The following is a 19,301-nucleotide window of genomic DNA, read 5'->3' as shown; positions in this document are numbered from 1 at the left end:
CGTTTTTGAGACAAACGTAAGCATGACACTTAGTAGGGTTCAAATAACAAGTTTATCTTAGTCATTGTAGACAGATAAGTCCGGAGACAATGTATTTTGTGATTTGTGGTGGTCTTCTTGACCACCCTCACAACACATCATCACAAAGAAAACAAAACCGTGCAAGCTACCGATAAGTAACCTGTGGTCCTTGTCCTCAAGTGCCACGGCAATATCATAAAAGCCGCTCACTGACCAATCAACTGTCCTTATATTCGATGGTTTATCAGCTATTGTCAAGAAAAACTTATATCCCCTATCCCTAACTATTGGTTATTAAATAATATACATTGATAAGAATTATTTGATAGAATCAAACCTCGGTACATTTTTAGTACCATCCAAATACTAAAGTGTTATATTTATACCAATATTTTTATTTTGCCGCTTAAGAGGAACTCTGCTATGGCATATGCGTTTTCACAATATACTGCTACCAAACTCCTTGTCAGTGCGAGTATGGCAGGTATGCTAATGCTGTCGATGAGCGCCAGTCATGCTATTCAAGTGTATAAGTCTATCGGCGCGCATGGTGAGGTAAAATATAGCCAACATGCACCGCAAAATGGCAAAAATGTCGAGTTGATTGAGTTTCGCAGCGATGGACGGCAAAACAACGCAGGAGAAATGGCGGGCAAAACAGATGCCAGTCAAAGTAGCAATACTCAGACCGCCGAGCAGCAACGCGTGGCACAGCTAGAGGCTCGCATCAAAGAGCAAGAGGCACAAGCCAATGCACAGCGTTGTCAGTCACTACGTAATAACTTAACCAACCTCAATGTCGGTGGCCGTATCTATGAAATGGATGCCAATGGCAAACGTCAATATTTGGATGGCCGAGAGATTGAGCTAAAACGTGAACGGGTACAGCAAGCAATCGATCAATATTGTGGTAACTCTGCAGCCTTGTAAACTAACGCTCGGCGCATTGCAGTTCGCCGCTTATGCCAGTGGATTGGGGCGTGCCTTCAACTCTCGCCCATTTAGATGACTATCGACTCAATTGAGGACACGCCCTACCTATAGCGTTATCGGTCTTACTGTTGCTCTTACTACCAGCTGTCATCACTGACGGTAAGTTCCTGCATGACATGACGAATGGCCGCCGGCATATCTTGCGCCTGTAGCCCTCGTTGACCAATCAATAACGCCGTTTTATCGGTTTGGTTGATCAACATATCGCCTGCCATACCGTGTAGAAGCACTGCTTGCTGTAGACCGCGCGACTCTCTTATCAAGTCCTTTTGCGCCAGCAGTCCAGCGATCAAACCAGATAAGACATCGCCCATACCTGCTGTCGCCATGCCTGCATTGCCTGCCGCACAGACATAAATCTGTGCCTGCTGCTCTCTTTGCTCTAGCACCAACGATCCTGCCCCCTTTAATACCCAATCACCACCATAATCTGTCGCACACTGTCTAATAGCAGCCAATCTGTCGCTCTCTACTTGACTGACTTCCATACCTAATAGCTTTGCGGCTTCACCACTGTGCGGTGTCAGGCAGACTGAGTGATGAGCGCTATGCTGTTGCAAGGCAGCGATAAGCGGGTGATGCTCCTTATGCAAATCCGCCAGATGATACAGGCCATCAGCGTCGATGACGATTGGTTTTTTTTCTGTAATGGCAGCTTTTAAATAGCAGACAAATAATTTTTTGGCCTTATTATCACGTCCCAAGCCCATACCGATAGCGATGACGCTGGCTCCCTTAAGCAATTGCCTTACCCCATCAGCATCATGTAGGTTTATCGTCATGGCATCAGGCAGTGAGGTCAGCAAGGCTGCATGAAAAGCTTCATGACATGCCACAGTGATCTTACCTGCTCCCGTTGCCATGGCACTAGAAGCTGATAGTATCGCCGCACCGCCCATCCCTTGCGAGCCATCTACACGGTTGCCACCGATGATGAGCACATGGCCATAGCTGCCTTTATAGCTGTTTTGCTGGCGAGGGGTTAGAGCGTACGCACTTGTGATCAGCTTTGCCACCGGTTTAAGAGCATTATCCTCCAGCACATAAGGTATCAGCGCGATGTCGACGACTTGGCCACTATAATCCATACCGTCTTTGGTATGCAGACCAAACTTACGCGCTACCAAGCACAGAGTCATATCTGCCTGTATCGCGGCACCAGCAAACACCTCACCTGTCGCCGCGACCAAACCACTAGGAATGTCCACCGCAATCACAAACGGCTTATAACATTTGGCCAATTGGTTAAATCGATAAATAGCGCTTTGGTAGATGCCTGCTGGTGCACGGTCCAACCCAATGCCAAAGATTGCATCGATATAGACATCAGCATCCGCTGCATAACCACTCGCTTGCCATGTACTCGCATCAGCATCGATATCAGGGCTAACGTCCCACTCAGCGCACACCTCTTCAAAGCGCTGATAACGACACCCCTTTGCCAATGCTATTTGTTTTGCGCTTTCGGCATCAGAGATAGATGTCGCACTATTTATATCAGTATCCTGTATTTTAGAGCTATCTGTCTCAAGATCGTCTTTACCAAAACCAACTGTCACGACCTGTACCTGCCAGCCCATGCGCTGTAGATAATGCGCAAGGAGCCAGCCATCACCGCCATTATTGCCCTTACCTACCCAAATACTTGCCCGCTGCTGATACCTATGACGACGGGCAGGTGTACCGTTAATAGAGGCCGTCGCGCATTTTTGTTCATGTGCCTTTTGTATATACTGCGCCATCTGCCACGCTGCTTGCTGCATAAGCCCAAAGCTATCATGCCCTTGTGCAAACCAAGCCTGCTCCATGGCATAGACCTGCTCACTGTTATACAGTGCCGTGGTCTCATTAGGCATTATTGACGCTAAATGACAATCCGGTTTCATATTTGCTCCTTTATTCATTTTTATGCTTGCACTCCATACTCACTGCCTTATCATAGCGATACTTCTTTGATTTTTATTATTCTTTATGTCTACTCTCTCAAAACCGGACTTACCCGACACTTCTAACGGCCAGACAGCGGCTGCGACGCCTGCTCACCGATCGCAGGTACCCAACAAAAAAATCGACGTCAAAAGTGACTCACCATTCACAAGTGCCGAGGATGTCAAGCGGTGGATTAAGTCTCAAGCACAGACGTTGGGGTTTGGGGACTGTGGTTTTCTCTCCGTGCATCATCCGTTATTTGCTCAGCAGATGACGCAGCTACAGCAGTGGCTGGCAAAAGGCTATGAAGGACAGCTGCAGTTTATGCACAACAATCACCATCTGCGCGCTCACCCCGATCAACTGGTAGAAGGTGCCAAAACCATCATCAGTGTGCGCATGGATTATTTGACGCAAACGCCTACGCCGCGGACGGTCGCTGATAACGATTTTCCCAATCAAGGTATCATAGCGCGTTATGCACGAGGGCGCGACTATCATAAAACCATGCGCAGTCGTCTAAAGCAATTGGCATTACAAATCGAAGCCATGCTTCCTGAGTGGCAACACCTGGATATCGGCTCGGCGCAAGAGTTTGTTTTTCGGCCATTTAGTGACTCAGCCCCCATCTTTGAGCGGCCAATCGCAGATGCCGCTGGTCTTGGCTGGACAGGCAAACATACTTTGCTACTCAATAAACAAGCAGGCTCTTTTTTTGTACTAGGAGAGCTGTTCATCAGTCTCGAGCTACCAGACGACGCTCCTGTCAAGTCGCATTGCGGCAGTTGTAGCGCTTGTATTGATGTCTGTCCCACTCAGGCCATTGTCGCGCCTTATGAGCTAAACGCCTCTGCTTGTATCTCTTATTTGACCATCGAACATGATGGTATCATCGATGAAAAATATCGCCGCGCCATTGGCAATCGCGTCTTTGGCTGTGATGATTGCCAGCTCATCTGTCCATGGAACCGTTATGCCAATATCACAACTGTCGAAGACTTTGCACCGCGGCACAGTCTTGATAACAGCAGTTTGCTTGAGCTGTGGCAATGGCAAGAAGCGGATTTTATGCAAAAAACTCAAGGTAGCCCGCTTAGACGCACAGGCTACGTTAATTTTTTACGCAATATCGCGATTGCACTTGGCAATGCCAACGGCAGTCAAGAGGTCATTACCCAGTTGCAGGCTAAGCTGCAGACCCATAATGCCATGCTAGACGAGCATATACATTGGGCAATCGCTGAACAACAACAAAAGCTCAGCGGTACTAATGCTTAATATCCTGTCTCATCACAGCTGCTTATGGTTAGTCACTTCTTATGGCGAGTCGCTGCTTAGTCAGGTAACGTTAACCAGTGATGTCAACAACCTCTTACCCAATAAAAAGCGCCTCTTATATAAGAGACGCTTTTTCTATATAAGAGGCGCTTTTTTGCCAATGAGCAATCTTTTTAATACAGTAATCTCAGGCTTATCTGCCTCTTGTATTAAGCTATCACGTTAAGGTTTTGGAATACGTAAGACTTGGCCTGGGTAAATTTTGTCTGGGTCAGATAACATGGGCTTGTTGGCCTCAAAAATCTTCATATAATCCCCAGATGAGCCATACACCTCTTTGGCAATCTTCGATAAGCTATCGCCAGATTTTACCGTATACATGGTTGATTCTGGAGCATCTTCTTCGATATCGATATTATCGATGACTTTTGCTACATTTTGCACGTTACCGATGGCGATAATGGCTTTTTCGCGGTCTGCTTGTGTCTTGGCATTACCGCTGATTTCTGCAGTATCTGTCGTACCATTGTATTTGATCTTTAGATTGCTGATATTCAGATTTTGCTGCTGAATACGGCGAAGCAAAATATTGGCTACTGACTGGGCGGAAGGCTCAGTGCTCTGTACTGGGGTGTTGGCATCTGCTTTGGTCTCTGATTTGGCGTCATGTTTGGCATCATCACGGTTAAAGATTTTTTCGCCGATGTCTTTTGCAAAACTAAAAATACCCATCTAACTACTCCTTGAGAGGTTGTTATTTATTATGCGTCGTTATTGTTGTAGATAATGTCTCACTATCAGTGATGTCAGTAATCTTTATAGTATATAAACTTCAGCCAATTACTTCATATGCAATTAATTTATACACAGCATCAAGCCATATACAACGATGTCTGCATCACGTAGACATTTTGAGTATAACAAAAACGCTTCATTTAAATAGTAAGAGTATGTTGAGTAATGTTAATTTCATAAAGTATATGTTAATACTTTGAGATTGTTAAACACTCAAATGTACCATTGAAGTCCATATATGAAATGCGACAAGCACAAAAAAAACCGCCAACCCATAGGGCAAGCGGCTTTTTAGACTGGCTGAGCCAATCAGATGACTACAGCATTATAGCTGGGCTTGTACGTAATCAATTGCTTTTTGAACCGTCGTCAGCTCTGCAGAGTCTTCGTCAGGGATAGTGATACCAAAATCACTTTCAAATGACATTACCAATTCAACCAAATCTAGTGAATCTGCACCTAGATCTTCCATGAATGAAGCGTCGTTGTTGATGTCTTCAACGTTCATACCCAATTGCTCAGCCACAGCTGATTTAACTCTTAGCTCGGTATCGTTGCTCATGTAGATTGCTCCTTTTTCATCTATTATTTTTAATAAACTGCTATAGCGTGTGGTCTACACTCTATAGCATGGTATATAAAATGGGATTTGCCAGATCAGCGACATCGCCGTCTGAGTACTCTATGACACCTGATACAGTCTGTCTAATGTCTACTAAAGTCCTGTCATGATACAGTGCTTTGACATAAAAGTATCCGTCATTATAACACCCTTTATTATAGTTTACACTCGTTCACACAGTTTTTTATTATTTCTATGTAACACTTGTGCGTCACTTTACATATACATCCCGCCATTGACTGGAATGACTGCGCCAGTTATATAGCTGGCCTCATCGCTGGCTAGGAAGTGTACAGCAGCAGCGATATCTTCTGGCTGACCCAAACGGCTGATAGGGACAGCGTCTAGCATCGAGTTTAGCAAGCGCTCGTCCAACTCGTCCGTCATGTCCGTTTCGATCAGACCTGGTGCGACGCAGTTGATGGTCACCTGTCTTGAGCCAATCTCGCGCGCCAGCGTCCGACTAAAGCCTTCGACACCCGCTTTGGTAGCAGCATAGTTGGACTGACCTGCATTACCCATCTGCGCCACCACAGAGGTGATATTGATAATGCGTCCTCGACGTGCTTTCATCATGCCGCGTACCGCACGTTTGCTCATACGATAGACTGAGGTTAAGTTGGTATCGACGACGTTTTCCCAATCCTCGTCTTTCATACGCATTAGCAACCCGTCTTGGGTGATACCTGCATTGTTGACCAATACTTGTACGGCACCGTAGACGCTTTCAATCTCTTCAAATAACTTTTCGATTTGCGCGGTATCACGGACGTCTAATACGCGGCCGATACCACCGCTATCGTGTAGATACTCATCAATCAGCTCAGCGCCCTTTTCGGTGGTCGCCGTGCCAATCACAAAGTGTCCTTCCTTTGCAAACCGCTTGGCGACAGCTTTACCGATACCGCGACTGGCACCAGTGACTAGGGTAATTGTGCGGCTCATAATAACACCTCCATTAACTTATCTAGACGAGCAGGCTTATCTGTAGGATAGCTGGTAATCGGCTGTGCTTGGCGCTTGGCCAAGTTGCTGAGTACGTTGCCACTGCCGCATTCGATTAATACATTGATTTGTTTATCAGCCAGCTCTTGCATGGTCTGTGACCACAAGACCGGTTGGCTTAGTTGCTCAGTCAGTGCTTGTTTGATGCCAGCGGCACTGGTTTCAACGCGCGCATGGCGATTTTGAATCACAGGAATGGTAGCTTGATCAAACTTGATACCTGCCAATATCTCGGCTAGGGCGTCACTTGCAGGCGCCATCAATGCGCAGTGAGACGGTACACTGACCTTCAAAGGTATGGATTTTTTGCCCGTATTTTGTACTTTATCGATAACGGCATTCACGCCAGCTGCGTTGCCCGAAATGACCACTTGCCCTGGACTGTTAAAGTTAGCAGCGCCCACGATGGCATCATCGACATGCTCGGTCGCTTGCTCACAGAGGTTTTCGACTCGGTGATCCTCTAACCCCAACACAGCTGCCATAGCGGTATCTACACCGACCACAGCCTCTTGCATCAACTGGCCGCGTTTATGCACCAAGGTGACGGCATCGGCAAGTGAGATCACTTCAGCGGCGCAAAGGGCGCTGTACTCACCTAACGAGTGACCTGCTAGGTAGCAAGGCGCAGTGGTGATTTTTTGTTGTAAGATACGCCAAATTGCCATACTTGCTGTCAGTAGCGCAGGCTGCGTATATTGGGTTTGATTGAGCTTTTCTTCGTCTTGACAGATTGCCCATAAGTCCTCGCCAAGCGCGTCGCTGGCTTCGGTAAAGGTTTCACGAATCTCTGGGTAGATGTCAGCAAGCTCGCTAGTCATCCCGACTACTTGCGATCCTTGTCCAGGAAAAATCACCGCCATACGAATCGGCTGCTTTTTTACCATATCGGGTACAGAGGCCATAACCAATATTCCTTATTTAATTGGAAATATCCCTAAATCAATGGGGGTTATTATATTATTAAATACTGTATAAAGCCGTTGATTTGACGTTTGGTCTAAAAAACGGAACATTCGTAAACTATACACTGACACACGCTATTATCATAGTAGGTGGTGCGGCAAAGCTGAGCAAAACCCCGATTTAATGGATGGTAGCTGCATCGGTGCTTGTCTACAAAAGAGAGTAACATCATACGCTTTTTAGACAAAAAGTCTAAAAAACGATAGCAAAAAGCCAAGTTATCCAGCCACATAATTTATGATAGCGAAATAACTTGGCTTTTTTTTGGCTTAAAGCGAATTGCTTCATAATAGCGACACAAAAATAATGATAGTCACCTGTACTATCATTATTTTGTATTGACCATTATAGAACCAACGACTTAAGCGTCTTGACTGACCTTAAATAACTGACGGCCACGGTAGAAACCATCTTTAGTCATGTGATGACGACGATGTTTTTCACCAGTGGTAGCATCTACGCTTAGCTCAGCCACTTCCATACGATGGTGTGAACGGCGCATGTCACGACGAGAACGGCTTTTACGACTTTTTTGAACAGCCATGATATAGCTCCTATACTTAAAGGGATAAGCTTAAAATTCAGCTTTAGTCGATACTGACAGAGGCTATATAATCACAACAACCTAAGTCTTAAGCATCATTGGTTAAATAGATTGCCACCTACATAAAGTGCTGACTACGTCTAAAATCGATAGAAAATTTGCCCAGTCAGCTTCTATCAGCAAGCAACTTGTTGCTAGAATGCAATAAACCGGACATTATACGCATGTTTGATGGATTAATAAAGCCCTGCCTTTCACTCTTTGATAGAAAGCGGATAAAAGGCATCATAATCTGCCATAGGCTCATCTGCCACCGCGGTTATAGTTTGCCTTTGAGCGATGCCAATGCTGCAAAAGGATTTTCGTTTTCTTCTTCCTCTGGAATCTCACCAAACTGCTCAACACTCATTTCACAATCATCGTGCTTAGGGGCCATGGGTGTTTTGAGCAATATCTCATCTTCTACCAGTTTTTTTAATGGCAGCAAGTTTTCTGGTGATTGCTCAGGAATGATTTCATCAAGTAATAAATAATCTTGCTCTTCATCGACCAAGCTTATTTGGCTGTCATCATCCAACAACGCGATGTCATAATCATCAGACAAATCAATGGCAATTGGCTGCAAACAGCGCTGACAGGTGAGCCAGATATCGCCCGCCAAGGTAAAGGCGAGATGCAGCACATTATTATGACGGTATAATTGAGTATTTAGCTGTATTATTTGTTGCTCATGCTCTGTGGTCAATATGGCAGCCAAACGCTCAAAACTGCGTGGTTCCACCTCTCCTGCCCACTCAAACCCACTGTCGGCCCATTTATCTAACGAGATATTCTCAGGCATAACGCTTGATACGGGCGCTTTTTTATGGTCAGTGTTATTTGCTGACGGCTTATTTTCTAAAGTGTTTGACATGCGCGGCCTCATTCATCAAAACGGTGTATAATATTGCCTGCCATACTAACGGAAAGCACCGAGGGGTGCCAGCGCTAGTATGTTACTATTTTTTGATACCGGCTATATTTACCGCATTACCGCTTCACTCTGCCGCTTGGCCTTCGCTCACAAGGTCTTTTGTCTTTATACTCTATTTGCTCTGTATCCGATCTATGACTTGTTTTACCCATCCAATGGATTTTTCTACCCTCCAGCCCCGTATTCATGCGCCGATATTACGTCAGCGTCTGAGCCGCTTAATAGCCTCTAGCCACCCAGATAATGCGCTATCATCAATCATGACAAACGCGCACCTATCAATCTGGCAAGAGGGCTGGCAAAAAATATCTACTACAAAGGTAGACAGTGGCCAGCAGCCTTCAGTAGCAGATAGTGAACAAGCGGTGACTGATTGGCTGATTGACTTGTTTAATACAGTGTTTGCGCATCAAAAGGTTGTATTGGTTCGTGGTCAGGGTGAGCCAGAATACTTCCCTGCAACAGACACTCTACCAGCGAGAATTGAGTTCGCGCATGGGTTCTTTGCCAGCGCCCTGCACGAGCTTAGCCATTGGTGCATCGCTGGTGAGGCACGTCGGCAGTTGGCAGATTTTGGCTACTGGTATGCCCCAGATGGCCGTAGTGAAGCGCAGCAGCAAGCGTTTGAGCGCGTAGAGATCAAACCGCAAGCCCTAGAGTGTTTATTCACCTTAGCATGCGGGCGTGTGTTTCGAGTGTCACAAGACAACTTGTCTGCGGACTTCGATACCAGCGGTAGCACCTTTGCACTCGACGTATATCAGCAAGCTGAGGACTATATTGCCCGCCCTCATACTCTGCCACGCGATGCTAAAACCTTATTGCATACTTTTTTGTGCGTGTGCAATTAATTTATAATTCATCTTAAATAAAACGGACACATAGTATATGTGCTCTGTGCTGCTGGTATTTATCTCACGCAGCATCGTCTATAAAGTCACCATAAGCGCGGCTAAAATAAATTAGGCGCTTTTGATATCATCATAAACCGTTAACGATTTTCTACGCATCGTAACGCCCTGCCACTAAACTTATATTTGCCTTGCGTTATACTAAACCAGTAAAGCGCCTTTATAAGGTATGGGTTTGATACAAGTATTAATAGGCATAAGAGTTACTCTGTACTTGTCTTTATCACCCCATATCACACCCCGCGTCAGCAGTCATTGACCCGTAGTATGACTCACAATAAGGCGACGTAGTACCGATCATCGATACTGTTATAATTATAAAATAAGGAACGATTATGCAAGTTTTTTATATTCATCCCGACAATCCGCAACCTCGTCTGATCGCTCAAGCAGCCGAGCTGCTGCGCAAAGATCAACTAATCATCTACCCTACCGATACCAGCTACGCTTTTGGGTGCCGTTTGGGCGCAAAAGAGGCCTTAGACAAACTTAAGCAAATCCGCGCACTGGATGACAAACACCAATTTACTTTACTTTGTCGTGATTTAAGCGAGATTGCCACCTATGCGACCGTAGACAATGCTCAGTATAAACAACTAAAAGCGCATACCCCAGCCCCAATTACTTTTATCCTAAATGCGACAAAAGATGTCCCCAAAAAACTGGCGCATCCCAAGAAAAAAACCATTGGTATCCGTGTACCAAGCAATCCTATCGCTCAAGCACTATTAGAAGCCATGGATGAACCAATTTTGACCAGCTCATTGATACTGCCTGAGCGTGATGACATCCTTGATGATCCCTTTGAAATCGAGGAGTTATTAAGCAATCAAATTGATGGTTTGATCAATGCTGGTATCAAGACCACCAAGCTGACGACCATTGTAGATATGACTGGTGGGATGCCTGAAATCATCAGACAAGGTGCAGCCGATGTTGATTCATTATTATTGTAATCAGCGACAAACTCGAAACATAAAAAAAGGCTCCAATTCAATTGGAGCCTTTTTTATACATTATATCATCAATGCAAAATTAGTCGCGATCAACCAATTCTACATAAGCCATTGGCGCGTTGTCACCGTCACGATGACCACATTTTACGATACGTAAATAACCACCTGGACGCGTTTGGTAACGAGGACCTAACGTGCCAAATAGCTTACCGACCATAGCTTTACTACGCATACGGCTAAATGCCAAACGGCGATTAGCAACGCTGTCTTCTTTAGCCAAAGTGATCAATGGCTCAGCAACGCGGCGCAATTCTTTAGCTTTTGGCAAAGTAGTTTTGATCAGTTCATGCTCAAACAATGAGTTGGTCATGTTCTGAAACATTGCCTTACGATGACTGCCGGTACGACCCAGCTTGACTCCACTCTTACGATGGCGCATAGTCAAAAATCCTTAAAGTTTAACGGCTACGATAAGAAAAGCGATCATCGACACGAAGGTCAGCTGGCGGCCAGTTGTCTAGGCGCATACCGAGCTCTAAATCTTTAGACGCTAGTACGTCTTTGATTTCGGTCAATGATTTCTTACCAAGATTTGGGGTTTTTAGTAGTTCAGTCTCTGAACGCTGTACCAAATCACCGATATAGTAAATGTTTTCAGCTTTCAAGCAGTTGGCTGAGCGAACCGTTAGTTCAAGATCGTCCACAGGGCGTAATAGCACCGGATCGACCTCTTCTTTTTCTTTCACAGGCTCAGGCGCTTCTTCAGCTTCTAGGTCAACAAAGATAGAAATCTGTTGTTGTAAAATAGTGGCTGCTTTACGAATTGCTTCTTCTGGATCTATAGTGCCATTAGTTTCAAGCTCAACGATAAGACGATCAAGATCAGTACGCTGCTCTACGCGAGCGTTCTCAACCTGATAAGCAACACGTAGCACAGGACTAAAGCTTGCATCAAGCTTTAAACGTCCGATTGCTTTGGTGTCACCATCTTCACGGCGCTGGTTTGCTGGCTCATATCCACGACCCATTACTACGCGCAAACGCATCTTAAGATGACCACGGTCACTTAATGTACCCAACACCAAATCTGGATTGATGATATCGACATTATGCGGTAGCGTGATGTCTGCAGCAGTAATAGTGCCTGGACCTTGTTTATCCAAGGTCAAAAATACTTCATTTTGGTCATGAAGGGTAATCGCCAAGCCTTTTAGGTTCAAAAGCAAGTCAAGTACGTCTTCTTGTAGTCCTTCAAGCGTTGAGTACTCATGGTCAACACCATCAATCTCAGCTTCAATGACTGCAGCACCAGGTAATGAAGATAACAAGATGCGACGCAGAGCATTCCCGAGGGTATGCCCAAAGCCGCGTTCTAACGGTTCGAGCGTGACTTTCGCAATCGTTTCATTCACCGTATCCACATTAATGGCGTTCGGCGTTAGAAACTCAGTTGCATTTAGCATCATGATGTCACCTCGATTTATTAAACTGGTTTAATTAACGTTCATTGCTCAGCGCCATGATTATGACATTGAGCGGTACGTCATTTACTTAGAGTATAGCTCAACGATCAAGCTTTCGTTGATGTCAGCAGGTAGATCAATACGATCAGGCGCTTGTTTAAACGTGCCTTGTAGTTTGCTGTGATCAACATCTAGCCATTCTGGAATGCCACGCTGAGTCGCTAGTTCGATAGCGTTTTTGATACGTAGCTGTTCGCGAGACTTCTCGTGGATAGCGATGACATCACCATCTTGCAACTGAATTGATGGAATGTTCACACGAACAAACTCATCACGGCCAGCTTTTTTGACCATAACAGCACGATGGCTGACTAGCTGACGTGCTTCGGCGCGAGTTGAGCCAAAGCCCATGCGATATACTACGTTGTCTAAACGGCTCTCAAGCATGGCTAGTAGGTTCTCACCAGTAGCACCACGCTTACGCGCCGCTTCTTTATAGTAGTTCGCAAACTGACGCTCTAGTACACCGTAGATACGCTTAACCTTTTGTTTTTCACGTAACTGCAAAGAGTACTCTGAGCTTTTGTTACGGCTCACACCATGTTGACCAGGTGGACGAGCAGCTTTCTTTGTTTTTACGTCATATGGCTTAACACCAGACTTAAGGCCTAAGTCTGTGCCTTCACGACGTGATAATTTGAGTTTTGGTCCAATATAACGGGCCATTGTTATGTCTCCTATAAGCTCTTATGATAAAAAGCTTCGTCTTTAATATTAGACGCGGCGCTTTTTCGGCGCACGGCAACCATTGTGTGGGATTGGGGTTACATCAGAAATGCTGTTTACTTTATAACCCAATGCACCTAGTGCTCTTACCGCAGACTCACGACCCGGTCCTGGTCCTTTGACCAAAACGTCGATATTCTTAACACCATATTCTTGAGCGGCTTTACCAGCAACTTCAGCTGCAACCTGAGCTGCAAATGGTGTAGATTTACGTGAACCACGGAAGCCTTGTCCACCTGAAGTGGCCCAAGCCAGTGCATTACCTTGACGATCGGTAATCGTAACAATGGTGTTATTAAAAGACGCATGGATATGGGCAACGCCCTCCGATACTGAACGACGAGTCACTTTTTTGCGACTACGAGTGTCTTTAGCCATCTTTTAGCTTCCTAAGTTAATTATCTTTTGAGAGGGCGTGTCGGACCCTTGCGAGTACGAGCGTTGTTTTTGGTGTTTTGACCACGAACAGGTAGGTTACGGCGATGGCGAATACCACGGTAACAACCTAGATCAACCAAACGCTTGATATTCATAGACACTTCACGACGAAGATCACCTTCAGTCATGTATTCTGCAACTTGTGCACGGATAGCATCTAACTGTGTATCATCCAACTGACTTACTTTAGTAGTAGGAGCGATGCCAACTGCGTCTAAAATTTTCTGAGCAGTGGTACGACCTATACCAAAGATGTAAGTTAGTGAAATAACAGCATGCTTATTATCCGGAATGTTTACGCCGGCAATACGAGCCATTGATTTCTCTCCATTAAAGAAAAATAAGCGTTATTTATCAATAAGGCTGTATTTTTCAGATTTGTTGCTGTCAATACGAAAGCTTTTATAACGACTATCGCTGCTTTGACTCATCAATAAGCCTAGTCATCGACAGTATTATAAAATTTTTGCATAAACTACGGCAAGTGGCGGATGATATCGCATCCGCCGTTATTTTTCAAGTATTAATTGATATAGTAACAAAACCGGGGGTTTGTTGCTACTAGATATTAACCTTGACGTTGCTTGTGGCGAGGTTCTGCTGTACAAATAACATGTACACGGCCTTTACGGCGTACAATCTTGCAGCTACCACAAATCTTTTTAACTGATGCTTGAACTTTCATAGCATGCTCCTTTGAGATATCGTACCGCTCATTTAAGGTTGAGTGGGCGATTGAATTAACGTCTGATCATGATATTGATGGGTCATCAAATGCGCTTGAATTTGCGAGATAAAGTCCATTACCACAACCACCATAATCAGCAAAGACGTACCACCAAGCTGGAAAGGTACACCAAACGATGACTGGACGACCATTGGCATTAAACAAATAACCGTCATATACATCGCGCCAATAAAGGTCAGTCGGTTTAATACATGATCGAGGTAACGCTGAGTTTGTTGTCCGGGGCGAATACCTGGGATATACGCACCACTACGTTTAAGGTTTTCTGCTACTTCACGCGGGCTAAAGACCAATGCCGTATAAAAATAACAGAAGAAAATAATCATTGCGCCAAACAGTACTAAATATAGCGGTTGTCCTGGCGACAGTACCAATGCCATATTTTGTAATATTTTTTGTGTAAAAGTAGGATCTGTTGATTGACCGACCCACTGCCCTAAACTGGCTGGAAACAACAATAAAGAGCTGGCAAAAATGGCGGGAATAACCCCTGCCATGTTTAATTTCAGCGGCAAATGTGACTGCTGCTGAGCATAAATCTTGCGCCCTTGCTGCTGTTTCTGCGCATAATTGACAGGAACACGGCGCTGGGCACGTTCAATATAAACGATACCAGCGGTCACCGCGATGCCTAGTAACACAAAAATAAACAGTACAATCAAATTCATCTGACCTTGATTGACCTGCTCGATAGACTGCGAAATCATGCCTGGCGTACCGGCTACAATACTGGCAAAAATCAGCATTGAGATACCGTTACCGACACCACGCTCTGTAATCTGCTCACCAAGCCACATCAAGAACATAGCACCTGCTACCAGCGAAGTAACCGCTGGAATATAAAAAGTCAGGCCGGTAGATAAAGTAAGATTTTGGCTGATTAAGCCAGCACACATTCCTAATGACTGTACTAGAGCCAAAGCAAGCGTTCCTTGACGCGTATACTTATTTAGCTTGCGTCGTCCTGCTTCACCTTCTTTTTTGAGGGCTTCAAGCGATGGCAATACTGCAGACATCATCTGTACAATAATCGATGCCGAAATATATGGCATAATGCCAAGTGCCATGATCGACATACGCTCTAGCGCACCACCTGAAAACATATTGAACATGCTCAAAATGGTGTTTTCGTTGCGCGAAAACAGATCAGCCAAGTTGACCGGATTAATACCCGGTACTGGAATATGCGACCCTAAACGATAAACAATCAATGCGCCGATTAAGAATAATAAACGCGTCCATAGCTCATCATACTTGCGTATGAAGGCAAATGGATTGAGCGGTATACCACTTGAGGTCATTGATTGTTTTGACACGTTACTACTCCTCGATGCTACCACCAGCAGCTTCGATTGCTTGCTTGGCGCCTTTAGTCACTTTGATACCTTTGAAGGTATAAGCTTTAGTAACTTCGCCTGATAGCATAACGCGAGCACGTTTCATATCGTGACGGATAAGGTTGGCTGCTTTTAGTGTTTCAATGCTAACCACATCACCTTCAATTTTGTTCAGCTCAGACAGACGAACTTCTGCAGTTGTCATTGCCATTTTACTGGTAAAACCGAATTTTGGTAGACGACGATATAAAGGCATTTGACCACCTTCAAATCCTGAGCGAATGCTAGAACCTGAACGAGACTTTTGGCCTTTTACACCGCGGCCACCAGTCTTACCAAGACCTGAACCGATACCACGACCACGACGTTGGGCAGTTTTCTTTGCGCCAACACCTGGTGATAATTCATTTAATCTAAGACCCATTACGCTTCCTCCACTTTTACCATGTAGTTGACGCGATTAACCATACCACGGGTTGAAGGAGTATCTTCAACGACCACACTATGACCAATACGGCGTAAACCCAATCCTTTCAAGCTCGCTTTGTGGCTCTTTAGGCGATGGGCACCCGATTTAAATTGAGTGACTTTCATTTTTTTCATCGTAACTCACCTAGTCTAAGTTAACCCAAGATTTCGTCTACAGATTTACCACGCTTTGCTGCCATCTTTTCTGGAGTTGACATATCACGTAAACCGTTAAACGTTGCACGAACAACGTTAGCAGTGTTGGTAGAACCATAACATTTAGTCAAAACATCTTTGACACCAGCAACTTCTAATACCGCACGCATTGCGCCACCGGCGATTACGCCAGTACCTTCAGATGCAGGCTGCATAAAGACTTTACTAGCACCATGACGTGCTTTGATCGGATGATACAAAGTTGCATCATTTAGCTCAACAGTAATCATGTTGCGCTTAGCAGCTTCTAGTGCTTTTTGGATAGCAGCTGGCACTTCACGTGCTTTACCACGACCAAAACCAACACGGCCATTACCATCACCCACTACCGTTAAGGCGGTGAATGAGAAAATACGACCACCTTTAACTACTTTTGCAACACGATCAACGGTAACTAAGCGTTCTACTAAACCGTCAGTCTGTTCATTTTTATCATTTTTATCATTTCTAGCCATGATTAAAACTCCAATCCGTTTTCGCGAGCAGCTTCAGCCAAAGCTTTTACTCGACCATGATATTTAAAACCACTACGGTCAAAGGCAACTTTCGTAATGCCAGCTGCTTTTGCGCGTTCTGCGATCATTTGGCCTACAGACGTTGCTGCATCAACATTACCAGTTGAGCCAGAGCGTAAGCTGCTGTCTAAGGTAGATGCCTGAGCAATCACTTCACCACCGTTTGGAGAGATAATCTGGGCATAAATATGTCTTGGTGTACGATTAACCGTTAAGCGATGAACGCCTAGATGACGGATATGCGCACGGGTTTTCTTTGCTCGACGTAGACGAGCTGCTTTTTTATCAAACATTTCAACTCACCTTATTTTTTCTTAGCTTCTTTGCGAATAATGCGCTCGTCACTATAACGAATACCTTTACCTTTATAAGGCTCAGGTGGGCGGAAACCACGGATATTAGCCGCTGCTTGACCAAGCTGCTGTTTGTCGTTTGACTTTAAAACGATTTCAGTTTGCGTTGGGGTTTCAGCTGACACACCTTCAGGTAGCGTATACTCTACTGGATGTGAGTAACCAACGTTTAGGGTTACTTTGTTGCCAGTAACTTGTGCGCGATAACCAACACCAATTAGCTGAAGACGTTTTTCAAAGCCTTCGCTCACGCCTGTCACATAGTTGTTTAACAGTGCGCGCATGGTGCCTGTGTGCATCATAGCTTCTTGTGAATCGACTGCAGGTGAGAAAATGATAGCATCATCTTCCTGTTTCAGCTCGACCAATTCATGCAGGCGTAAAGACATAGTGCCGTTCTTGCCTTTAACTTCGACCTGCCGATCGTTCAAAGTAACGCTTACGCCGTTTGGCAGCGTCACTGGGGCTTTAGCCACACGAGACATAGGAATATTCCTTAAAAAATTAACTTGCTTTTATTAGCGAAAAAACTAACAGGCTAAAAAGCCTGCTAGTTTAGCATAATTGTCCCCGTTAAACACCATACAATTTTGTTAAAATCTGATGTTTAGCTTTCTAAGCTTGTCATATACCACTATAAACCACGACAAGCTTAATGGGTTCAAGTAGACTTTATCGTCCGATTACCTAAGCAACAAATGCTAATTAGGCAACGAATGCGACGATTTCACCACCGATACCAGCAGCGCGTGCAGCACGATCGCTCATGATGCCTTGACTGGTTGATACGATAGCAACACCCATACCTTGCTTAACAGAAGGGATAGCGTCTTTGCCGCGGAACTGGCGTAGGCCAGGACGGCTATAACGTTGGATCGTTTCGATGACAGGGCGGCCTTCGAAATATTTTAACTCAATAGTTAGTGTCGCTTTGTTGTTTTCTTCTTCTGTCACAACTGCGCTCGCCACATAACCTTCAGCAACTAATAAATCAGCGATTGATTTACGTAGTTTAGAGCTCGGCATTGCTACCGACACTTTATTGGCCATTTGTGCGTTACGAATACGGGTTAGCATATCCCCAACGGTATCTTGCATACTCATGTAGTTACTCCTTACCAGCTTGCTTTACGAACACCAGGCACATCGCCTTGCATGACACGCTCACGCAGCATATTGCGTGATAAGCCAAACTTGCGGAAGTAACCGTGAGGACGACCGGTGATAGCACAACGATTGCGTAGACGTACTGGTGAGGCGTTGCGTGGTAGTGCTTGTAGCTCTAACATCGCGTCCATACGCTCTTCGTCTGATGCGTTGATATCACTGATAGTTTGTTTTAGCTTGATACGCTTTTCAGCATACTTAGCAACCATTTTTTCGCGTTTTAATTCGCGGTTAATCATGCTCTTCTTTGCCATAACGTCTTTACCTTATTTAAATGGGAAGCCGAATGCTTTAAGCAACGCACGACCTTCTTCATCAGTACCTGCTGACGTGGTGATGGTCACATCCATACCGCGGATGCGATCGATCTTGTCAAAATCTACTTCTGGGAATACGATTTGTTCTTTGATACCCAATGAGTAGTTGCCACGTCCGTCAAAGGCTTTAGGCGAAAAACCGCGGAAATCACGAATACGAGGAATTGCAATGGCAATGAGACGATCTAAAAATTCGTACATTTGCTCACCGCGTAGCGTTACTTTACAGCCAATTGGCCATTCTTCACGAATCTTAAAACCAGCAACTGATTTGCGCGCTTTGGTGATAACAGGTTTTTGACCAGCGATTGCGGTCATGTCAGACACAGCACCTTCAAGCAATTTTTTGTCTTGAGACGCGCCGCCTACACCCATATTTAGTGTGATCTTGGTGATTTTAGGCACCTGCATCACGTTTGCCAAACCAAGCTCTTCTTTGATTTGCTGTTTTAATTTATCGTTATATAAAGATTTTAATCTTGCCATTACCATTACACCCT

At 44.9% G+C, this 19,301-nt stretch carries 26 protein-coding genes; 4 read left to right on the top strand and 22 right to left on the bottom strand.

Features of this window, described 5'->3' with window-relative positions:
- The first annotated feature begins 444 nt into the window (after positions 1-444).
- A complete protein-coding gene (locus JMX98_RS04205; RefSeq protein ID WP_201584872.1) occupies positions 445-951 on the top strand; it encodes a DUF4124 domain-containing protein in 507 nt (168 codons plus the stop codon).
- Between the two features lie 140 nt (positions 952-1,091).
- Here the strand turns inward: JMX98_RS04205 and JMX98_RS04200 are convergent, their stop codons facing one another.
- A complete protein-coding gene (locus tag JMX98_RS04200; protein WP_201584871.1) occupies positions 1,092-2,900 on the bottom strand; it encodes an NAD(P)H-hydrate dehydratase in 1,809 nt (602 codons plus the stop codon).
- A gap of 85 nt (positions 2,901-2,985) precedes the next feature.
- Here JMX98_RS04200 and queG point away from each other — a divergent pair, with 85 nt between their 5' ends.
- Entirely contained in the window at positions 2,986-4,221 is a 1,236-nt protein-coding gene (queG, locus tag JMX98_RS04195) for a tRNA epoxyqueuosine(34) reductase QueG (RefSeq protein WP_201584870.1), read from the top strand.
- A gap of 222 nt (positions 4,222-4,443) precedes the next feature.
- On the opposite strand, the gene lysM is transcribed toward queG, so the two are convergent.
- The 6 genes from lysM to JMX98_RS04165 all read right to left on the bottom strand — a co-directional run bounded on the left by lysM (position 4,444) and on the right by JMX98_RS04165 (position 9,066).
- A complete protein-coding gene (lysM, locus tag JMX98_RS04190; protein WP_105244917.1) occupies positions 4,444-4,953 on the bottom strand; it encodes a peptidoglycan-binding protein LysM in 510 nt (169 codons plus the stop codon).
- 388 nt (positions 4,954-5,341) lie between these two features.
- A complete protein-coding gene (gene acpP / locus JMX98_RS04185) occupies positions 5,342-5,578 on the bottom strand; it encodes an acyl carrier protein (protein ID WP_068034635.1) in 237 nt (78 codons plus the stop codon).
- Between the two features lie 276 nt (positions 5,579-5,854).
- Positions 5,855-6,583, bottom strand: a complete 729-nt coding sequence (gene fabG, locus JMX98_RS04180) for a 3-oxoacyl-ACP reductase FabG (protein ID WP_201584869.1) — start codon at positions 6,581-6,583, stop codon at positions 5,855-5,857.
- Positions 6,580-7,548 (bottom strand): ACP S-malonyltransferase, encoded by a 969-nt coding sequence (fabD, locus tag JMX98_RS04175; RefSeq protein ID WP_201584868.1) that lies wholly within the window; start codon positions 7,546-7,548, stop codon positions 6,580-6,582. The genes fabG and fabD overlap by 4 nt, the downstream gene beginning before the upstream one ends.
- 422 nt (positions 7,549-7,970) lie before the next feature.
- On the bottom strand, positions 7,971-8,153 hold the full coding sequence (gene rpmF / locus JMX98_RS04170) for a 50S ribosomal protein L32 (protein ID WP_010196743.1): 183 nt from the start codon (positions 8,151-8,153) through the stop codon (positions 7,971-7,973).
- A gap of 319 nt (positions 8,154-8,472) precedes the next feature.
- A complete protein-coding gene (locus tag JMX98_RS04165) occupies positions 8,473-9,066 on the bottom strand; it encodes a YceD family protein (RefSeq protein WP_201584866.1) in 594 nt (197 codons plus the stop codon).
- Positions 9,067-9,281: 215 nt separating this feature from the next.
- Here JMX98_RS04165 and JMX98_RS04160 point away from each other — a divergent pair, with 215 nt between their 5' ends.
- Both JMX98_RS04160 and JMX98_RS04155 read left to right on the top strand, forming a co-directional pair.
- Positions 9,282-9,977, top strand: a complete 696-nt coding sequence (locus tag JMX98_RS04160) for an elongation factor P hydroxylase (RefSeq protein ID WP_201584912.1) — start codon at positions 9,282-9,284, stop codon at positions 9,975-9,977.
- A 395-nt stretch (positions 9,978-10,372) separates the two neighbouring features.
- Positions 10,373-10,993 carry an L-threonylcarbamoyladenylate synthase gene (locus JMX98_RS04155; protein ID WP_192994626.1) on the top strand — a complete coding sequence of 207 codons (621 nt, stop codon included), beginning with the start codon at positions 10,373-10,375 and terminating at the stop codon, positions 10,991-10,993.
- Between the two features lie 79 nt (positions 10,994-11,072).
- Here the strand turns inward: JMX98_RS04155 and rplQ are convergent, their stop codons facing one another.
- The 15 genes from rplQ to rplE form a co-directional block, all read right to left on the bottom strand.
- Positions 11,073-11,432, bottom strand: coding sequence for a 50S ribosomal protein L17 (rplQ, locus tag JMX98_RS04150; RefSeq protein ID WP_075102287.1), 360 nt, complete (start codon positions 11,430-11,432; stop codon positions 11,073-11,075).
- Positions 11,433-11,451: 19 nt separating this feature from the next.
- Entirely contained in the window at positions 11,452-12,459 is a 1,008-nt protein-coding gene (locus tag JMX98_RS04145) for a DNA-directed RNA polymerase subunit alpha (protein WP_075102286.1), read from the bottom strand.
- Between the two features lie 81 nt (positions 12,460-12,540).
- Positions 12,541-13,182, bottom strand: a complete 642-nt coding sequence (gene rpsD, locus JMX98_RS04140; protein ID WP_105244911.1) for a 30S ribosomal protein S4 — start codon at positions 13,180-13,182, stop codon at positions 12,541-12,543.
- A gap of 48 nt (positions 13,183-13,230) precedes the next feature.
- A complete protein-coding gene (gene rpsK, locus JMX98_RS04135) occupies positions 13,231-13,620 on the bottom strand; it encodes a 30S ribosomal protein S11 (RefSeq protein ID WP_058368279.1) in 390 nt (129 codons plus the stop codon).
- A gap of 20 nt (positions 13,621-13,640) precedes the next feature.
- A complete protein-coding gene (gene rpsM / locus JMX98_RS04130; protein ID WP_198336876.1) occupies positions 13,641-13,997 on the bottom strand; it encodes a 30S ribosomal protein S13 in 357 nt (118 codons plus the stop codon).
- 251 nt (positions 13,998-14,248) lie between these two features.
- Positions 14,249-14,365 carry a 50S ribosomal protein L36 gene (gene rpmJ / locus JMX98_RS04125; protein ID WP_025644371.1) on the bottom strand — a complete coding sequence of 39 codons (117 nt, stop codon included), beginning with the start codon at positions 14,363-14,365 and terminating at the stop codon, positions 14,249-14,251.
- A gap of 32 nt (positions 14,366-14,397) precedes the next feature.
- The gene (gene secY / locus JMX98_RS04120) at positions 14,398-15,729 is read right to left on the bottom strand and encodes a preprotein translocase subunit SecY (protein WP_178377954.1); all 1,332 of its coding nucleotides are present in this window, start codon (positions 15,727-15,729) and stop codon (positions 14,398-14,400) included.
- Positions 15,730-15,748: 19 nt separating this feature from the next.
- Positions 15,749-16,189 carry a 50S ribosomal protein L15 gene (gene rplO / locus JMX98_RS04115; RefSeq protein ID WP_198336875.1) on the bottom strand — a complete coding sequence of 147 codons (441 nt, stop codon included), beginning with the start codon at positions 16,187-16,189 and terminating at the stop codon, positions 15,749-15,751.
- Positions 16,189-16,368 carry a 50S ribosomal protein L30 gene (gene rpmD, locus JMX98_RS04110; protein ID WP_071003155.1) on the bottom strand — a complete coding sequence of 60 codons (180 nt, stop codon included), beginning with the start codon at positions 16,366-16,368 and terminating at the stop codon, positions 16,189-16,191. Before rpmD ends, rplO begins: the two co-directional genes overlap by 1 nt.
- A 20-nt stretch (positions 16,369-16,388) precedes the next feature.
- The gene (rpsE, locus tag JMX98_RS04105) at positions 16,389-16,904 is read right to left on the bottom strand and encodes a 30S ribosomal protein S5 (RefSeq protein WP_075102281.1); all 516 of its coding nucleotides are present in this window, start codon (positions 16,902-16,904) and stop codon (positions 16,389-16,391) included.
- 2 nt (positions 16,905-16,906) lie between these two features.
- Positions 16,907-17,257, bottom strand: coding sequence for a 50S ribosomal protein L18 (rplR, locus tag JMX98_RS04100; RefSeq protein WP_075102280.1), 351 nt, complete (start codon positions 17,255-17,257; stop codon positions 16,907-16,909).
- An 11-nt stretch (positions 17,258-17,268) separates the two neighbouring features.
- Positions 17,269-17,802, bottom strand: coding sequence for a 50S ribosomal protein L6 (gene rplF, locus JMX98_RS04095; RefSeq protein ID WP_201584864.1), 534 nt, complete (start codon positions 17,800-17,802; stop codon positions 17,269-17,271).
- A gap of 220 nt (positions 17,803-18,022) precedes the next feature.
- The gene (rpsH, locus tag JMX98_RS04090; protein WP_201584862.1) at positions 18,023-18,421 is read right to left on the bottom strand and encodes a 30S ribosomal protein S8; all 399 of its coding nucleotides are present in this window, start codon (positions 18,419-18,421) and stop codon (positions 18,023-18,025) included.
- Between the two features lie 11 nt (positions 18,422-18,432).
- Positions 18,433-18,738: a 30S ribosomal protein S14 gene (gene rpsN, locus JMX98_RS04085; RefSeq protein WP_075102277.1), complete on the bottom strand. Its 306-nt coding sequence runs from the start codon at positions 18,736-18,738 to the stop codon at positions 18,433-18,435.
- 12 nt (positions 18,739-18,750) lie between these two features.
- Positions 18,751-19,287: a 50S ribosomal protein L5 gene (gene rplE / locus JMX98_RS04080; protein WP_075102276.1), complete on the bottom strand. Its 537-nt coding sequence runs from the start codon at positions 19,285-19,287 to the stop codon at positions 18,751-18,753.
- Between the last annotated feature and the right edge of the window lie 14 nt (positions 19,288-19,301).

It is taken from the genome of Psychrobacter sp. HII-4 (assembly GCF_904846595.1).
Classification (GTDB): domain Bacteria; phylum Pseudomonadota; class Gammaproteobacteria; order Pseudomonadales; family Moraxellaceae; genus Psychrobacter; species Psychrobacter celer.
The sequence above is the reverse complement of the archived record's forward strand: the minus strand, read 5'-3'. Positions and strand labels throughout refer to the sequence as shown.

Bases quoted from the DNA above. Each gene is read 5' to 3' on its own strand.
- rplE (WP_075102276.1), bottom strand. From the start codon at position 19,287: ATGGCAAGATTAAAATCTTTATATAACGATAAATTAAAACAGCAAATC.
- queG (WP_201584870.1), top strand. From the start codon at position 2,986: ATGTCTACTCTCTCAAAACCGGACTTACCCGACACTTCTAACGGCCAG.
- rpsN (WP_075102277.1), bottom strand. From the start codon at position 18,738: ATGGCAAAGAAGAGCATGATTAACCGCGAATTAAAACGCGAAAAAATG.
- secY (WP_178377954.1), bottom strand. From the start codon at position 15,729: ATGACCTCAAGTGGTATACCGCTCAATCCATTTGCCTTCATACGCAAG.
- rpmJ (WP_025644371.1), bottom strand. From the start codon at position 14,365: ATGAAAGTTCAAGCATCAGTTAAAAAGATTTGTGGTAGCTGCAAGATT.
- lysM (WP_105244917.1), bottom strand. From the start codon at position 4,953: ATGGGTATTTTTAGTTTTGCAAAAGACATCGGCGAAAAAATCTTTAAC.
- rpsH (WP_201584862.1), bottom strand. From the start codon at position 18,421: ATGAGTATGCAAGATACCGTTGGGGATATGCTAACCCGTATTCGTAAC.
- JMX98_RS04160 (WP_201584912.1), top strand. From the start codon at position 9,282: ATGGATTTTTCTACCCTCCAGCCCCGTATTCATGCGCCGATATTACGT.
- JMX98_RS04145 (WP_075102286.1), bottom strand. From the start codon at position 12,459: ATGATGCTAAATGCAACTGAGTTTCTAACGCCGAACGCCATTAATGTG.
- fabD (WP_201584868.1), bottom strand. From the start codon at position 7,548: ATGGCCTCTGTACCCGATATGGTAAAAAAGCAGCCGATTCGTATGGCG.
- rplO (WP_198336875.1), bottom strand. From the start codon at position 16,189: ATGGGTCTTAGATTAAATGAATTATCACCAGGTGTTGGCGCAAAGAAA.
- rplF (WP_201584864.1), bottom strand. From the start codon at position 17,802: ATGTCTCGTGTGGCTAAAGCCCCAGTGACGCTGCCAAACGGCGTAAGC.
- JMX98_RS04200 (WP_201584871.1), bottom strand. From the start codon at position 2,900: ATGAAACCGGATTGTCATTTAGCGTCAATAATGCCTAATGAGACCACG.
- rpsM (WP_198336876.1), bottom strand. From the start codon at position 13,997: ATGGCTCGTATTGCCGGCGTAAACATTCCGGATAATAAGCATGCTGTT.
- rplQ (WP_075102287.1), bottom strand. From the start codon at position 11,432: ATGCGCCATCGTAAGAGTGGAGTCAAGCTGGGTCGTACCGGCAGTCAT.
- rpsE (WP_075102281.1), bottom strand. From the start codon at position 16,904: ATGGCTAGAAATGATAAAAATGATAAAAATGAACAGACTGACGGTTTA.
- rpsK (WP_058368279.1), bottom strand. From the start codon at position 13,620: ATGGCTAAAGACACTCGTAGTCGCAAAAAAGTGACTCGTCGTTCAGTA.
- rplR (WP_075102280.1), bottom strand. From the start codon at position 17,257: ATGTTTGATAAAAAAGCAGCTCGTCTACGTCGAGCAAAGAAAACCCGT.
- rpmD (WP_071003155.1), bottom strand. From the start codon at position 16,368: ATGAAAAAAATGAAAGTCACTCAATTTAAATCGGGTGCCCATCGCCTA.
- acpP (WP_068034635.1), bottom strand. From the start codon at position 5,578: ATGAGCAACGATACCGAGCTAAGAGTTAAATCAGCTGTGGCTGAGCAA.
- rpmF (WP_010196743.1), bottom strand. From the start codon at position 8,153: ATGGCTGTTCAAAAAAGTCGTAAAAGCCGTTCTCGTCGTGACATGCGC.
- JMX98_RS04205 (WP_201584872.1), top strand. From the start codon at position 445: ATGGCATATGCGTTTTCACAATATACTGCTACCAAACTCCTTGTCAGT.
- rpsD (WP_105244911.1), bottom strand. From the start codon at position 13,182: ATGGCCCGTTATATTGGACCAAAACTCAAATTATCACGTCGTGAAGGC.
- JMX98_RS04155 (WP_192994626.1), top strand. From the start codon at position 10,373: ATGCAAGTTTTTTATATTCATCCCGACAATCCGCAACCTCGTCTGATC.
- fabG (WP_201584869.1), bottom strand. From the start codon at position 6,583: ATGAGCCGCACAATTACCCTAGTCACTGGTGCCAGTCGCGGTATCGGT.
- JMX98_RS04165 (WP_201584866.1), bottom strand. From the start codon at position 9,066: ATGTCAAACACTTTAGAAAATAAGCCGTCAGCAAATAACACTGACCAT.